Here is a 16,871-nt window from a genome sequence, read left to right as displayed (position 1 = left end):
TTCCGGATTTTTGCTCAGCTGACGGAAATAAGGGAATAAAAGGGCGTTATTTTCGCGGTGGTAAGGGTTCTTCGGAGAATAGAGTCCTTTTATGCCGCTATTTTGGCGCGTGCACGGTGAAAAGAAGCTTTTTCCGCGGAGGCGAGTGAAATAGGGACAAAATTTACCGTTATTTCCCCCGAAGGCTAGAAAAGCACCCGAATAACGCCCAAAAATTTCGCTATTTACTTGCCTTCTAAGTCTACACGGAGGGTCAAGGCGTGAGCATGTGCCCGGAATGAGGGCGGAAACGAGCCGGGGCCGGCCCGCCCATCCCCAAGGACAAGCCGGCCCCAATTTTATGCACAGCTATTTGTTTTCCGTAAGCACCGCGTACCCGTAGGCGGGCAGTTTCACGGTCAGCTTTCCGCTCTCCGTTTTGTAGGTTTGCCCGCTCATCCGGTCCTCCCAGGAGGCTCCGGCCGCGCTGACCTCAAACGTTTGACCGGCATCGTAATTGTTGAGCAGCACGAGCACCGTCTCCCCGTCGAGCTTGCGCTCGTAAGCCAGCTTGCTGCCGCCCGCCTCGGCAATCAGGAACCGGATCGAGCCGGTGCGGAGCGGGGCCAGCACTTTGCGGACGGCAATCAGCTCGCGGTAGAACTTAAACAGCTCCCGGTCCTGTTTGTCCGCATCCCATTCCATGCATTTGCGGGAGTCCGGGTCCATTGCTCCGTCGAGACCGATCTCGTCTCCGTAGTAAATGCAGGGCGTACCGGCGTATGTGAACTGGAACAGGGCGGCCAGCTTCATTTTGGCTTTGTTGCCTTCGCAAAGCGTCAGCAAGCGCGGCGTATCGTGGCTGTCCAGGAGATTGAAGGCGACCTCGCTTGCCTGCTGCGGATAACGGGACAGCTGCTTGCCGATCGCATGAGCGAATCCGGCGGCATCCAGCGTGCCGCGGACGACGAAATCAAGCACGGCTTCGGTGAACGGATAGTTCATGACGGCGTCGAATTGGTCGCCCTGCAGCCAGCCGGAGGATTCATGCCAAATTTCGCCGAGGATGTAAGCGTCCGGGTTCGCGGCTTTGACCGTTTTGCGGAAATCGCGCCAAAAGTGATGATCCACTTCGTTCGCTACGTCCAGCCGCCAGCCGTCGATCCCGACTTCCTTGATCCAGAACTCCGCCACCTTCAGCAAATACTCCTTGACTTCCGGGTTCTCCGTGTTGAGCTTTGGCATCAGCGGCTCAAAAGCGAACGTATCGTAGGTCGGCACCCCGTCCTTGACCTGCAGCGGATATTCGCGGACGTGAAACCAGTCTTTATAGCGGGATTTTTCGCCTTTTTCCAGCACGTCGACAAACGGAGCGAACGTTTTGCCCGAATGGTTGAACACGGCGTCGAACAGCACGCGGATTCCCCGTTCATGGCAGGCGTTTACGAGCTTCTTGACCGTGGCGATGTCGCCGAAGTGCGGATCGATTTTCATATAGTCCGCCGTATCGTATTTATGGTTGGTCGTCGCTTCAAACAGCGGCGTAAAATATATGCCCGTGATTCCAAGCTCGCTCAAATGGTCGAGATGATCGATGACGCCCTGCAAATCGCCGCCGAAAAAGTTGGTGCGCTCCGGCTTGCCGCCCCAGGGAAGAACTCCCTTCGGACTTATGCTCGGATCGCCGTTGGCGAAGCGTTCCGGGAAGATCTGATAGAAGACCGCATCTTTCACCCAAGCCGGAGGGGCAAACACATCGATCGGGTTAATGAACGGAAATTCAAACAAGCGTTCCGGCCCGGCAGGGCGCTCCCGGGTAAATTCGCTTTCGGTCATCCAGATTTCCTCGTCGCCGGATTTCAGCAAAAAGCCGTATCTTGTTCTGCGCAGCGGCGGCTGATAGGCGCATTCCCAGTAATCGAACAGCTCGTCGCTGGCCATGCGGGACAAGGGAAGCAGCTCCTTGCTTTGATCCCACATGTATTTATCCCCGACAAAAGCATAAACCTCAGTAAGATCGTTTTTTTTCGAGCGCAGGCGCAGATGGAGCGTACGGTAGTCGTAAGCATAGGCCCAATTGAGTTTCGGACGATGATAAATCGCTTCAAGCAGCATAAGATTCCTCCTAAAAGTTTTGTGAGCATCACTACGTCAGCACAAGCTTCGTACAAAACCGCCTCGGAAGCAAAAAAAGCACATCCGGGCCGGAAAAAAGGGCCGAGGATGTACCTTTCGATAGCAGAGCCTTCGAATTATGAATGATGGAAAGAGGGAACAGACGTAGTATTCGTCTCATCGTCCCAGATTATAACACTGTTCAAACCGTTGCACAAGATGGAAATAAAACGCTTTAAATAAAGCGGATTCGCGGATAAAAAATCCTTTGAGTGAAATGAGCAAACCTTTGATCTTAAGGGGGAAGCGGGTACGAGCAAGTACGGAATCGGGAATCGAGAAGAAGTATTGAAGAGATATTTTGTGATAAGGGGAGGAAAACAAAGAAAATTAAAGATATTGGTGCATTAACATTTAAAAATGACCTGTGCAAACGTTTTTGCGTAGTCTATACCTTGTTGTATGATGATCCCTGAATAAAGCGCTTCCGAAAAAGGAAAAATCTGAAATTTACCAGTTGGGAAGAGGGGGTCATAAAAATTTCAGCATTTTCAGAAAACGTTTGCGCAAGATTTATGACGGTATTCCACTAAAATTTTAGGAGGGGTTAATGTGACGAAGTCCAAAAAGATATTGACTTTGATTGCCGCGTTGACGCTGGCCGTCTCCATCACCGCTTGCGGACCAAGCAATAACGGGGGCACGGCTGCACCGCCAAACCAAACCGGAAATACGGGAAATACGGGCGCTGGCGAAAATGTGACGGCCGATACAATCGTTCCGGAAGATGGCGCCGAGCTTGTCATTTGGGAAAGTAAGGAAGAGCTGGCGTTCACGGAGGAAATCGCCAAGCAATTCACCGAAAAATACGGTGTTAACATAAAAATCGAGGAAGTGGCTCCGACCGACCAAATCGGTAAACTGACGCAGGACGGACCCGCCGGGCTGGCCGCCGACGTGCTCATTGTACCGCATGATCATTTGGGCAACGCCGCAACCTCCGGGCTTATATTGGCCAATGACGTGTTCGGCGAAGAAACGGCACAGAGCAATACGGAAGTTGCGGTTCAAGGCGCCACCTATGACGGCGTGCTTTACGGCTATCCGAGAGCGGCGGAAACGATGGCGCTGTATTATAACAAGTCGCTGGTTCCCGAAGCGCCGAAAGATTTCAAAGATGTTCTGGCCTTTGGTAAAACGTTTACGGACAAGGCAAAAAATAAATTCGCAATCATGTGGGAAACCGGCAACATGTATTTCAACTATCCGTTTATTGCCAGCGGGGGCGGTTACCTGTTCGGCGAGGGCGGCACGAACCCGGATGATATCGGATTGGCCAAAGACGGCGCGATCGAAGGCTTGAAAGTATTCCAAAGCCTGAGAGAAATTTTGCCGATCAACAGCGGGGACATCAACGCGGACGTCAAACGCAGTTTGTTTTCTGCAGGCGATATAGCCATGGATATCAACGGTCCTTGGGAACTGGCCGGATACAAAGCGGCGCTTGGCGACAATCTTGGCGTGGCTCTGTACCCGACGGTGGACGGCAAAACCGCCATTACGTTCTCCGGAGCGAAGGTATGGGTCGTCAATTCGTTTACCCAATATCCGAACGCGGCTAAGATGTTCGCGCATTTTGCTTCCACGAAGGATGCCCAGCTTCTGCTGTACGAAAAAGTAGGCGCGGTTCCGACGAATCTCGAAGCCCTGGCAAGCGATCAAATCAAAAACGATCCGTACGTGTCCGTCTTTGCGGAACAAGCGAAAAACTCGCAGCCGATGCCGTCCATTCCGGAAATGTCTAATGTTTGGGCTCCGATGAACGCGGCGCTCCCGGAAATCTGGAACAACAATGCCGACCCGAAAACGACGATGGAAAAAACGGTTGCTCAAATTACGGACTTGAACAAAGGTGTGGCCCAATAAGTCCGGGATGCTTTGGACAATGAAACCGGAACGGCCCGCCGTTTAACAGGCGGCGGACCGCTCCGGCGGTTTCTCGAGGAGAGGAGAAGGAAGGTTAATGGACCGACACAAGAGAAACGCAAGCGTACTGTCGATCGTTTGCATGGGACTTGGGCAACTCTATAACCGCCAATATATCAAGGGCTTGCTATTTTTGGCGGTGGAGGCGCTGGGACTCGCTTATTTGATCAAAAATTTGGGAACGGCGATTTGGGGGATTATTACGCTCGGTGAAGTGCCCAGAATGCTCGTGAAAGGAAAATGGGTGGACGGGGACCATTCCATTTTCATTATGATTCAAAGCTTGATTACGCTGCTGTTTCTGGCGGTTTTTATCATTGTTTATATATTGAACGTGAAGGACGCCCGTAACATTGGACAGGAAAGAGAGCGGGGCAAGAAGCCGAACAATTTCAAACAATCGGTTCGGTACGTGCTCGATTATAAATTCGCCGTCGCCTTTTTAAGTATTCCCGCCGCAGGCATTTTATTTTTTACCGTGATGCCGATCATTTTCATGGTTATGCTTGCGTTCACCAACTACTCGGCTCCCAAACACATCCCGCCGGCGATGCTTGTCGATTGGGTCGGATTCGGGACGTTTAAAGAATTGGTTGTCCTTAAAACCTGGAGCCATACTTTTTACGGCGTATTGACCTGGACGATCATCTGGGCGGTATTGTCCACGATAACCACCTATTTTGGCGGTTTGCTCGTGGCTTTGCTGATCAATCAGAAGGGCATCCGCTTTAAAGGGGTGTGGAGAACGATTTTAATTCTTCCTTATGCGGTTCCGCAGCTCATATCGCTGCTTGTTATGAAAAATATGTTTAACGGCCAGTTCGGGCCGATCAATCAGTATCTCGGTTATTTCGGACTTGGGGGATTGCCGTGGCTGACCGATCCGTTCTGGGCCAAAGTCACCGTTATCGTCGTCAACATGTGGGTAGGGATCCCGGTGTCCATGCTGCTTATTTTGGGCGTGCTGACCACCATCCCGAAAGATTTGTATGAAGCAGCCGAGGTGGACGGGGCTACCGGATTCCAAAAATTCAAGATCGTCACGCTGCCGATGATTCTGTTCACGACGGCGCCGACCTTGATCGCGCAGTTTGCCGGAAACATCAACAACTTTAACGCCATCTTCCTGCTGACGGGGGGAGATCCGGTGAAGGGGGACTATCAATACGCCGGGGCAACCGACCTGCTCGTGACTTGGCTCTATAAGCTGACGCTGAACCAGAATAAGTACAACATGGCCTCTGCTATCGGGATCATTATTTTCGTCATTATCGCCTCGTTCTCGATATACAACTACCGCAGAACCAAGTCGTTTAAAGAGGAGGATATGATCCAATGAGCACACGGAAAATAAGAAACGGGATTCGGCTTGGCGCCAGTTATCTAGTGCTTGTCCTGCTGTGTATCGCCGCGGTATACCCCGTGCTCTGGGTCGTATTCGGCTCGTTGCGGCCGGGCAAATCGCTCTACAGCAAAACGCTGATTCCGGAAAAATTTACATTAGTTCATTATGCTGAGCTCTTCACCTCGAAAACGTATCTGTTCGGCACCTGGTATTTGAACACGTTGAAAATTGCCGCCTGCTCCATGGTGCTGGGTGTGCTTCTGGTATTGCTGACCAGCTACGCGCTGTCCCGCTTCCGCTTCCGCGGCCGCAAAACGGTGCTGTCCGGCCTGCTCGTGCTCGGCATGTTCCCGGGATTCATGAGCATGATTGCGATTTATCTGCTGCTGCGGGAGCTGCATCTGCTCGATACGCATTTTGCATTGATTATCGTGTACGCGGCGGGGGCACCGCTCGGCGGGACGTTTATCGCCAAAGGATTCCTCGATACGATTCCCCGCTCGCTGGATGAAGCGGCGCGGATCGACGGGGCCAGCAATTTTACCATTTTCTCACGCATCATTCTACCGCTGTCCAAGCCAATGCTGACGTACATCGCGTTGACTCAGTTCGTCGGTCCTTGGGTCGATTTTATCTTTGCCCGGCTCGTTTTGCGGACGAAGGAAAACTGGACGCTGGCCGTAGGGATGTGGGACATGGTAAGCAGCATCCAAAATAGCAATTTCACGCTGTTTGCCGCGGGCGCGGTTCTGATCGCGCTCCCGATCACATTATTGTTTATGTTCCTGCAGCGGCTGCTTGTCGACGGCTTGACTTCGGGCGCCAGCAAAGGGTAACGGCGTTTATCTTCTTACGAATATCGACACCTGGGTATAGCCTCAGTTTTTTTCTGAGCGTCTGTACCTTTTTTTGTATCGGGTTTTCCAATAAAAGGCGTTGCATCCATGAAATTTCATGCCCGAAATCGGCCAAACTCAGTCAGCGTGAACTATCCATGAAATAACATCAATAGAAAATTAAATTAAAAGGAGGAAAAAACGTGAAAAAAGTTGCGCTGTATCCGTACAACAAAATTACGCAAGGCATTGTGAGATTTAGGGATTTAACCGATTTTTCGATCCAGGCCGTCATTGACTTTGTTGTTCACCGCGGTGAAGATGTCGGCCAGGTCATGGAAGGGAAACCGTACGGTATTCCGATCACGGACAATTTGGAACAGGCCCTTGGTTCCGTCAGCACGCTGATTTTGAACGACCCCGGGACTGCCTTCGGGAACAACGAGGGGGTTTACAGCCGGTATAATCTGAAGGATCTTTGGAAACTTCTGGTGCAAACGGCTTACGAGAACAACATCCGGGTGGTTAGTGTTCACGAGATTATCGACCAGGACACTCTGGCCTGGCTGAAAGAAAAACAAATTAACATCCATGTTGACCCGCAAATTCCCGCTTCTTTGGAACAACGCCTCGATGAAGAATACGCTATTCCTCCAAACGATGAGGTTTCCGTCTATTTAAACTACTTTGCTCTCGATCACAAAATATTGAATTTTAACCGGAACATATGCAAGATCGGCATTTTTGCCACCAGGGGCTGCTTGGGCAAATTTACGACTCAGATGACCCTGCTTCGCGAATTGCGGCGGCTGGGCCAAAAGACAAAAGCCATGATCACCGAGCCGACCGCGACGCTGTTCAATCAGCCGGGCGGCGATATTATGAAATTCATCGCCAAGCGCCGCCTGGCGCAATATCCCTACTACATCCACGCCGCCGTTCGCGAGGCGGAGCTGGCGGGAAACGACTTCTTTCTGCTGGCCGGGCAAGGTTCGCTGCTTCCGAACGAGAATTTCGTCATTGCCTCCACAAAAGTCTCTTATTTACGGGCCTTCCAGCCGGATGCGGCCCTCTTGATCGCAGGTTATGACGATGACGAGCAAATCCGGGATTGTATGGATCTGCTCCGTATCTACGGAAACGGGTCCCGGCCTTTTGCCCTGTTGATTCCCAATAAGGTTGAAGTTGGTTATGACAAATATCTGGTCAAGACGGAAGAGGAGATTTCCCTGCGCAAGGAACAACTCAAGCGCAAATTCGGGATTGAGCATGTCGAATGCGTGCTGGACGCCCATAAATTGGCGGGGCCATTGATACAATTCCGTGCGTTGTCCGAAGCCAAAAGCCGTTAGCGGCACGAAAGGAGGTAGCTCCATGAAAAAGGTCGCCTTGTACCCTTTTAACAAAATTACGCAAGGGCTGATCCGTTTCCGCGATTTATTGGACTTCCAAATTGTGTCCGTAATCGATTTCGTGTTTCATTCCGGTGAAGACGCGGGCCAGGTTGTGGAAGGGCAGGCTTGCGGCATTCCTATTCATCGTTCTATGGAAGAGGGGTTGGATCAGGCCGACACCTTGATCCTGAATGATCCGGGGACCTCCTTTGGGGGGAACAAAGGCGTGTTGGAGGAGCATAACCTGGCGGTGCGGTGGAGGGAACTCGTGCGCAGCGCTGCCGCCAAAGGGATTAAGGTCGTCAGCGTCCACGAAATTTACGATGCCGATACCATTGACTGGATCCATGATCAACGGATCAGCATTGAAGTAGGGGATGGCTTTAGCCGGCAGCTTTTAGACGAGCTCGACCGCAAATTCGACACCAGCGGTACGCGGATCGAAAATTATTTGAAGCAGTTCAAGAATGAAGCGCTGATGTTTGCCGCGCCGAAGCGGATTAAGCGCGTTGGCGTTTTTGCTACGAGAGGCTGTATCGGCAAGTTTACGGCGCAGATGAATTTATACCGGGAATTCAGAAAATCCGGGATTCCTGCCGCGGCTCTGATCACCGAACCGACAGGTTTTCTCTTCGGGCAGCCGGAAGGGGATATTTTCAAATTTTTGGCGCATCAATCTTTGGAGAAATACCCGTATTACATCGATGCGGTGGCGCATCAGGCGGAGCGGGACGGGATGGAATGGATCGTCATGGCCGGGCAAAGCTCGATTTTGCCGACGACGAATCTCGTCTTTAACTCGGTACGCTTTGCGATGCTGCAGGCCTTTGATCCGCAATACAATTTGCTGATTGTCGGTTACGAAGACGATGCGCAAATCGAAGCGGCGATCCAGCTTTTGTCGATTTACTCCACTCCCCCCGCAGCCCTGCTGCTGCCGGACAAAATGGAGACATCCTACGGGCGGTACCAAGTGTTCGACCGGGAATTACGGGAGCGGCGCAAGGACGGCCTGCGGAGCAAATTCGCCGTTTGGACGGAGTTCATCGAGGATGCGGCCCGAATCAAAGAATGGCTGCTGAAGTTGGACAGAGCGAGGGGTCAATGGGAACATGCCGGATTTTGAAACCAATAAACAGTTTGGCGTAAAGCGCCTTCGTCCAACCCGAGCGGATTGCCGCGAAAATATCCGGAGATGGTCGTCCGCTCACCTTTTTGTGCAAACGTTTGCTGGTTATAGGAGGAATGTACATGGCATCATTCTTAAATTTAAAGGAGAACATTCTCGATCAGGATCTGTGCACCTCATGCAGCCTTTGCGTCGCGGCGTGTCCCCGTGAACTGCTGGCCATGAGCGATAGCGCCGCTCCCCTGCCCGTATTCCGGGCGAATCCGGGGGAGGCCGCGGACATTTGCCGGGATTGCAATTTATGCTCCGAGGTTTGCCCGGGATACGACACCGGGACGAAGCAATCGGAGCTGCGGATTTTCGGAAGAAACCGGACGGAGGAGGAGCGCTGGGTAGGCATTCATCAAGGAGTCTACCAGTTGGCTGCGACTGACCGCGAGATCGTCGGCAAAGCGGCGGCCGGGGGAGCGGGAACTGTACTGGCCATTACGGCTTTGGAAGAGCGGCTGGCGGATGCGGTAATTGTTGCGGGACGGGACGAAGAGCGTCCCTGGATCCCAAAGGCATATATTACGGATTCGATAGACAAGGTGCTCGAATGCGCCCAGTCCAGTTACTGCTTGACTCCTAACCTCGAGCTATTGAAGGACCCGCGATTCGAAAAAATCGGCGTGATCGGAATGCCTTGCCAGATCCAGGGGGTGCAAAAATTGCTGAATCTCGAAGGGAATGCGGAGGCCGCCCGGCTGGCCGGCAAAATCGCCTTCACGCTGGAATTGGGTTGCGCATCCAGCACGACCAGGGCCGGTACCGAACATCTGATCACCGACATATTGAACCTGGATTTGGAGGACGTGGTTTACATGCGTTACCGCGACGGCGAATATCCGGGGAAATTCGTCGTGAAGACCAAAGACGGGACAACGCATGCTTTGCCGTTTTACCGGCTTGTGGAAGAGTTTAAGAAATTTAAAACCTTCCGGTGCCTGACCTGTCCGGATTGGTGGTCGGGGATCGCCGACATTTCGATTGCCGATGGAGATCCCAATATATTCGATTCCAGCAAAACGGGGAAACCTTCAAAACCGGCCTCGACGGTCATGATTCGCACGGAAACGGGGAGCAGGCTGATTCGGCTGGCGCGGGAGAAAAGCTATATCGAACTGTATCCTTACGTTTTCGAGAATAATCTGGGCCTTGAACGCAAACGCCAGCGCTACCGCAGCTACGCGGCAACGAGTACCCGCATCATCCCCTTGCCCTCCGGAGCGGATGCCGGATACTCCAAAATCATGTCGGACGATGAGGTGATCGCGCGTGGGATCGGAATGGAAAATGCCAATCGGCTTAAATAAGTATCCGCGAAACTTCGATATTCGGGTCAAGTCCAACCGCAAGCGGCAAGATTTTGTATTTGCCAAGCTGCCGGGCGACAAGTCGATTTCCCAGCGGGCCATCGTTTTAAACGCTATAGCCGAGGGCAGAGGAGTGGTCCGCAATATATTAAGGTCGGCCGATACATGGAGCTGTATACGTGCCTTGCGGCTTCTCGGCGTGAAGCTGGTCTGGGACGGTGAAGACTTGTGGATTGACGGCGTGGGGTTGACCGGCTTGCGGCCGCCGGGCGGGAAACTTGATATCGGCAATACGGCTACGTCGGCGCGATTATTAATGTCGCTGCTTGCAGGCAGCGCATTTTCGGCGGAATTGTCGGGGAACCGGCTGCTGTCAAAGCGGCCGATGGATTGGGTGGTGAAACCTCTGATGGAGATGGGGGCTGAAATCAAATATCTCGAGCGGGAGGGAACCCTTCCGATCAAAATTACCGGAACCTATCCTTTAAGAGCGATCGAAGTTGACGCAACCGTGCCAAGCGCTCAGGAAAAATCCGCCGTTCTGTTCGCCGGCCTGTTTGCCGACGGAACGACCCAGTATCGGCAGCAATGCCAAAGCCGCGACCATACGGAGAGACTGATGCGGTATTTCGGCATCGATATCGTCACCAATGGTCAGGTTACCTCCATTACGGGCGGTAGGCCTTTTGCCGGCAAGGAGGTGCAGGTCCCCGGGGACATTTCGTCAGCCGCTTACTTATTAACCGCCTATGCAATCCGCCGGAATGAGGAGAAGGGGGACTTGAAGATCAACGATGTCGGAGCAAACCCGACCAGGCTGGGCTATGTGAACGTTCTAAGGGAGCGAGGAGTTCATGTAACCCTGGAGAACTGCCGGATGCTGGCTTCAAATGAGCCTGTGGCCGATATTTGCTGCCGTCCGGGGCCCCTCCCCGCTGCGGGACAAACCGAAGGAGTGGAGCTCATCCAAAGCCTGATCGATGAAGTGCCCTTGCTGGCGGCCATTTCCGCCTTTGCCTCCGGGGTCTCCATCATTAAGGATTGCGGCGACTTAAAGGATAAAGATACCAACCGGCTGGATACTACAGCCAAAGCCTTGGTGCAATTTGGAGTGGACGCCGCGTCTGACCGCGATCAAATCAAGGTGGTCGGGGCCGGGAGCGGGCCGCTGCAGCCAGCGGTCGTGGACAGCTGTGGAGACCATCGCATCGCGATGATGGCGGCGGTGTTGGCCAGCAGTCTGGAAGCACCCTCCGTCATCCGGAATTGCGGCTGCATTTCCGTTTCTTATCCAAGCTTCTTGAAGGACTTGTCCCAATTTGCCGACATCGAGATACTGGTTTAGCCGAGAGAACGTTTGGGGTTCGGCAGCCTCGCTCGTACGATCGGATTATGAATACATTCAATGCGAAAGACGCGGGTGAGAGGGTTGGAGAAGAAGAAAGCAAACAAGCTTACGTTATTTGCTTTGACCTGGCCTATTTTTATCGAAATGCTGCTCGGCATGCTGATGGGGAACATCGATACGTTGATGCTGAGCCGGTTTTCCGAAGAAGCGATGACGGCTGTCGGCGTGGCGAATCAAATTCTGTTTTTTGTGAATTTGATGTTCAATGTTGTGTCCGCGGGTACGAGCGTGCTGATCTCCCAGAGCCTGGGGGCGGGCCGGAATAAGTCCGCGCTGGAGGTGGTTTCGGTAGCCATCGTGCTCAATTTGCTGTTTGGGCTGCTGGTCAGTTTGCTGCTGCTGGGAGGCGGCCGCCTGATCTTTGGATGGATGAATCTCCCGAAGGAGCTTGCGCCTTCGGCATGGACGTACCTGATGATCACCGGAGGATTTGTGTTTGCCGAGGCGGTCCGGCTCACTTTATCGACCATTATGCGGAGCTACGGATTTACGCGCGTCACCATGTACGTCGCCTTGGGAGTGAACGCCGTTAATTTGGGCGGAAATTTCGCCGTCCTGTACGGCTCCCTCGGCTCGCCTTTTTCGGGAGTTTCGGGGGTAGCCTTGTCAACTGTGCTGTCGCGGATGGCCGGCCTGGCGCTTCTCTTCATCATGTTAAAGGCCAGGACGGATTTCAAGTGGCGGATAAAGGGAATGCGGATAGAGGACGTTCGGGCACATGCCGGAGGATTGTTTAAAATCGGCATCCCGACGGCGGGGGAAAGCTTCTTTTCCACCATGGCGCAAATCTGCATCACTTCGTTTATCGCCCTTTTGGGAACCCAGGCCTTATCGGCCAAAATATACGCGCAAAATCTCGGGATGTTCAACAATTTGTTTACGTTGTCTTTGGCTTTAGGCACGGAGATCATGATCGGCAGATACATCGGCGGCAAGCTTTATGATGAAGCCTACAAACGCGGAAAAAATTACGCCTGGCTCGCTGCGCTCGTTTCCGCGGGTTCGGCCCTGCTGATCGCTTCATGCTCGGGTTTTCTGGTCGGTTTGTTCACCAGCCATGGGGACACGATCCGGCTTACGGTTCATTTATTATGGCTTGCGGTGTTGCTGGAGGCCGGGCGCGCCGGGAACCTTATTCTTATCAATGCGCTGCGCGCCGCGGGCGATGTCAAGGTTCCGGTCTATATCAGCGTCGCGTCGGTCTGGCTCGTCAGTGTTTCCCTCTCCTATGTGCTGGGCGTGTATTGGGGCTGGGGCATGGTCGGCGTGTATGCCGCGTTTATCGCGGATGAGTGGGTGAAAACAATTTTGCTCCGGCTGAGGTGGAAATCGCGCCGCTGGGAAAGCATGAGCCTCATTGAGCGGGAAAAGCCGCCGGGATATGTACCCTTTTAGAGATGCTAGAAGTTGAAAAAGAAAGGAGAGAGGCAAGAGGGGGAAATGATTCAGGACCACATTGAATGCATATACTATGCCTGTCCGCCTTTGTAAGCGGACTGAATTTAATTGATAACATTACCTGGAAAAATTATTCCTATCAAAATAGTCGTGTTTATGATATTATAACGTCTGTAAATTGTTGCCGGCTCCATATCTTCCGGACGGTATTACGATACTTTGTACTATTTTGAGGAGGAGAGACGTTGTATGGATACCTTGCGTATCATCATTAACGTAGTTGTTATGCTGGTTCTGATCGGCCTATTGGTCTGGATGCAGAAGAAGCATGTTTCTTTTACAAAACGGGTGTTTACCGGACTTGGGCTCGGGCTTGTGTTCGGGGTCATCCTCCAGTGGGCGTACGGGGCGGGCTCGGACGTTATTTCCGGGTCCAGCGACTGGTTTAACCTGGTGGGCCGCGGTTATGTCGGGCTGCTGCAAATGGTGGTCATCCCGCTGATCATGGTGTCGATCATTTCCGCCATCATGAAATTGAAAGGGAGACAAAACCTCGGGAAAATGAGCGCCCTGATTATCGCCGTGCTGCTGATTACAACGGCGATCGCCGCCACGGTCAGCATCGTGACGAGCCTTAGTTTCGATCTGAAGGCGATCGAAATTCAGGCCGGCGAACGCGAACAACAACGCGGCGCGGCGCTTGAGGAGCGTCTCGGCGATGTGGCGGATAAAACGATTCCGCAGCAGATGCTGGACTTTATCCCGACAAACCCGTTTGCGGACATGACCGGAGCGCGCAGCACTTCAACGCTGGCGGTCGTCATTTTCTCCGCTTTCATCGGGGTGGCCGTACTTGGTTTGGATAAGAAAAAACCGGAGCAGGCCGATACATTCCGCAAAATGGTGGATGCCGTTTACGCGGTCGTCATGCGGATCGTTACGCTGGTGCTGCGATTGACCCCGTACGGGATTTTGGCGTTAATCACGAACGTGACGGCAACGACCAGCGCGGAGGAAATCCTCAAGCTGATCAAGTTCGTGGGCGCGTCTTACGTAGCTCTTATCGTCATGTTCATCATCCATTTGATCCTGCTGGCCCTGTTCGGGTACAACCCGGTACAGTATGTGCGCAAGGTGCTGCCAACGCTGGTGTTCGCCTTCACGTCGCGCTCCAGCGCCGCCACGATTCCGCTTAACGTCGAGACGCAAACGAAGCGCCTGGGCGTACCGGAAGGGGTGGCCAACCTGTCGGCCTCTTTCGGAGCGACGATCGGGCAAAACGGCTGCGCCGGAATTTATCCGGCGATGCTGGCCGTCATGATCGCCCCGACCGTCGGGATTAATCCGGCGAGCTGGGATTTCATCCTGACGCTGATCCTGGTCGTCGTCATCAGTTCGTTCGGCGTTGCCGGCGTCGGCGGGGGCGCGACCTTCGCTTCGCTCATCGTGCTATCGACGATGAACTTGCCGGTCGCCCTGGCGGGTCTGCTTATCTCCGTCGAACCGCTCATCGATATGGGACGGACGGCGCTGAACGTCAACGACTCCATCGCCGCCGGCGTCATCACCGGCAAAATTCTTGGCGAAAACGACCCCGAAGCGTTCAAGCGCTCGGTTGATCTGGATGCCGTGCAGGCGTAATATAGCGCTGATAAAAGCCGCTCCCGGTTTGTGAACAGGCCCCTTTTGATGGGGCGGTTCCATTCCGGGGGCGGCTTTTTTTAAGCCACTGCCGTACGTTGCAATATGCCCTTGTTTACTAGGAACGATGCCATCGGAAATAGGTATAATATACTATCGAATGATAGCGCCCGATAATTGAAAGGTTTATAATCGTAACTATTAGGACTTAAGGACTGGTTTTGCTGCGGAATTTCGTGCATGCAGCTCATAAAGAAAAAACATAATAAATTTTCCATGGAGATGGGGTAAGCCATGTACACAATCAAAAAAAGATTGGGTGAACTTCTTCTGGAATCCGGCATGATTACGGAAGCGCAGCTGCAAACCGCGCTGGAAGAGCAGCGGCGTTCCCGCAAAAAGCTCGGCGATGTGCTGCTGGAGCAGGGGGTCCTGACCGAGCATCAGCTCATCGAGGCGCTGGAATTTCAGCTTGGCATCCCGCACGCCACCTTGGCAAGGCTTGAGACCGACCCCAAATTGACCGAGGTCGTTTCGGAGCAGATGGCCAAGCGGCACCAGGTGCTGCCGATTCGCGTGGACGGCCGGAAGCTAATGGTCGCCATGGCCGATCCCCTGGATTTATTCGTTATTGAAGACTTGCGGATAAGCACTGGTTTTACGATCGAACCGGCTATTATTTCAAGGGGGGAACTGCAGCGGGGGATCGCCCGGCTGTACGGGCAGCAGGATTCCGGGCACGAAGGGGCGGGGAGCAGCCAGATCGAGGTGGAAGACTCGATGATACTGGACGAAGACTCCCCGGTAGTCCGCCTCGTTCAGCAAATGATCGAACAGGCGGTGCGCCTTGGCGCCAGCGATATCCATGTCGATCCGATGGACGCCCAACTGACGGTCCGCTACCGCGTGGACGGACAACTGCGCAAAGGGCGCTCCATTCCGAAATCGATGCAGAGCGTCATCACCGCCCGGCTGAAAATTTTGGCCCATTTGAACATTGAAGAACACAGGTTGCCTCAAAGCGGACGCATCAAGCTGTCGGTCGGCGGCAAACCGATCGATGTCCGCCTGTCATCGCTGCCGACGGTACACGGGGAACAAATCGTGATGCGGCTGTTTGACCCATCCGGAGGGATACAAAGTCTGGACAAGCTGGGCATGACCGGGGAAAATCTCGAATTGTTCCGGCGCATGGCCGGAAAGCGGCGTGGCATGATTTTGCTGGCGGGGCCGGCGGGGAGCGGGAAAACGGCGACCCTTTACTCCGTGTTGCAGCATCTGAACCGCGAAGAGACGAGCGTGATCACGCTCGAAGACCCTGTGGAATACATACTTGACGGCGTTAATCAGATGCAGGTTTATCCCGCGGCCGGATTAACGTTCGCCAAAGGCCTTCGCTCGATTTTGCGGCAGGATCCGAACGTTATCATGGTTGGGGAGATCCCCGATCCGGAAACCGCGGAAATCGCCATCCGCGCTTCATTAACCGGCCAGCTCGTGTTATCGGCGCTGCATACAAGCGATACGGTCGGCGCGGTCGTCCGGCTGCGGGAGATGGGGATCGAGCCGCACTTGATCGCCTCCTCGCTGATCGGAGTCGTCGCCCAACGGCTGGTCCGCTGCGTTTGCCCCGATTGCAAAACCGGATACGCGCCGGATATGCAGGAGCTTCTATACCTTGAGCGTTTGGGCTTCAAAGCGGACAAGCTGTATCGCGGAACGGGCTGCGCCGCTTGCGGAAAAAGCGGTTACCGGGGCCGGATGGCAGTGCATGAAGTGCTGTTTGTCGGCGACGAGCTGCGCTCCGGGATCGCAAGCGGAAAATCCGCAAAGGAACTGCGGAGGCTGGCGCGCGAAACGGGCATGACCACCTTGTTGGCGGACGGTATTGGAAAAGTGCTGAAGGGACACACCACCCTTCAGGAAATTATCCGCGAAGCGGAAGAAGAGAGATGACAATGGGCCGATTGAGGCGGAGAGTGAATTGGTTGTGACTCGACTTGACTTGACTTGACTCGACCTGACTTAACTTAACTTAACTTGACTTGACTTGACTTGACTTGACTTGTTGCCTTCGTTTGCCGTGCTGCTGTATGATCATACTGTTTATACCGATGTTTAACTTATAGGGAATTTCGGCTCAAAACCACCAACGGTGCTTGACGATCAGGAAGGCGCAGCCGCGGGGGGGAGGCAAACCGTCGAACCGTCGAACCGTCGAACCGTCGAACCGTTAACACCAGGCGAATGTGGTGGCCTAATCGCTGAACCTAGAAATCGGTGCT

Annotated in this window: 11 protein-coding genes; 10 read left to right on the top strand and 1 reads right to left on the bottom strand. The window is 53.5% G+C overall.

The window, feature by feature from the left end; all coding sequences use genetic code 11:
* Positions 1-348: 348 nt before the first annotated feature.
* Positions 349-2,094, bottom strand: a complete 1,746-nt coding sequence (locus DYE26_RS19985) for an alpha-glycosidase (protein WP_036626552.1) — start codon at positions 2,092-2,094, stop codon at positions 349-351.
* A gap of 612 nt (positions 2,095-2,706) precedes the next feature.
* Between DYE26_RS19985 and DYE26_RS19980 the strand changes: the two genes are divergently transcribed.
* The 10 genes from DYE26_RS19980 (at position 2,707) to DYE26_RS19935 (ending at position 16,542) form a co-directional block, all read left to right on the top strand.
* Positions 2,707-4,020, top strand: a complete 1,314-nt coding sequence (locus DYE26_RS19980) for a sugar ABC transporter substrate-binding protein (protein ID WP_036626551.1) — start codon at positions 2,707-2,709, stop codon at positions 4,018-4,020.
* 97 nt (positions 4,021-4,117) lie between these two features.
* Positions 4,118-5,419: a carbohydrate ABC transporter permease gene (locus tag DYE26_RS19975; RefSeq protein WP_036626550.1), complete on the top strand. Its 1,302-nt coding sequence runs from the start codon at positions 4,118-4,120 to the stop codon at positions 5,417-5,419.
* A complete protein-coding gene (locus tag DYE26_RS19970) occupies positions 5,416-6,261 on the top strand; it encodes a sugar ABC transporter permease (RefSeq protein WP_036626549.1) in 846 nt (281 codons plus the stop codon). The genes DYE26_RS19975 and DYE26_RS19970 overlap by 4 nt, the downstream gene beginning before the upstream one ends.
* 203 nt (positions 6,262-6,464) lie before the next feature.
* Positions 6,465-7,613: a DUF1611 domain-containing protein gene (locus DYE26_RS19965; protein WP_036626548.1), complete on the top strand. Its 1,149-nt coding sequence runs from the start codon at positions 6,465-6,467 to the stop codon at positions 7,611-7,613.
* Positions 7,614-7,635: 22 nt separating this feature from the next.
* On the top strand, positions 7,636-8,781 hold the full coding sequence (locus DYE26_RS19960; RefSeq protein WP_036626547.1) for a DUF1611 domain-containing protein: 1,146 nt from the start codon (positions 7,636-7,638) through the stop codon (positions 8,779-8,781).
* Positions 8,782-8,906: 125 nt separating this feature from the next.
* Positions 8,907-10,139: a Coenzyme F420 hydrogenase/dehydrogenase, beta subunit C-terminal domain gene (locus tag DYE26_RS19955; protein ID WP_227872870.1), complete on the top strand. Its 1,233-nt coding sequence runs from the start codon at positions 8,907-8,909 to the stop codon at positions 10,137-10,139.
* Entirely contained in the window at positions 10,102-11,484 is a 1,383-nt protein-coding gene (gene aroA, locus DYE26_RS19950; protein WP_227872869.1) for a 3-phosphoshikimate 1-carboxyvinyltransferase, read from the top strand. The genes DYE26_RS19955 and aroA overlap by 38 nt, the downstream gene beginning before the upstream one ends.
* 84 nt (positions 11,485-11,568) lie before the next feature.
* The gene (locus tag DYE26_RS19945; protein WP_036626544.1) at positions 11,569-12,942 is read left to right on the top strand and encodes an MATE family efflux transporter; all 1,374 of its coding nucleotides are present in this window, start codon (positions 11,569-11,571) and stop codon (positions 12,940-12,942) included.
* Between the two features lie 252 nt (positions 12,943-13,194).
* Positions 13,195-14,586: an L-cystine transporter gene (locus DYE26_RS19940; RefSeq protein WP_036626541.1), complete on the top strand. Its 1,392-nt coding sequence runs from the start codon at positions 13,195-13,197 to the stop codon at positions 14,584-14,586.
* A 294-nt stretch (positions 14,587-14,880) separates the two neighbouring features.
* Positions 14,881-16,542: a GspE/PulE family protein gene (locus tag DYE26_RS19935; protein WP_036626540.1), complete on the top strand. Its 1,662-nt coding sequence runs from the start codon at positions 14,881-14,883 to the stop codon at positions 16,540-16,542.
* Positions 16,543-16,871: the final 329 nt, after the last annotated feature.

It is taken from the genome of Paenibacillus macerans, assembly GCF_900454495.1.
GTDB classification, from domain to species: Bacteria; Bacillota; Bacilli; order Paenibacillales; family Paenibacillaceae; genus Fontibacillus; species Fontibacillus macerans.
This window is presented reverse-complemented; position numbering and strand designations above follow the sequence as displayed.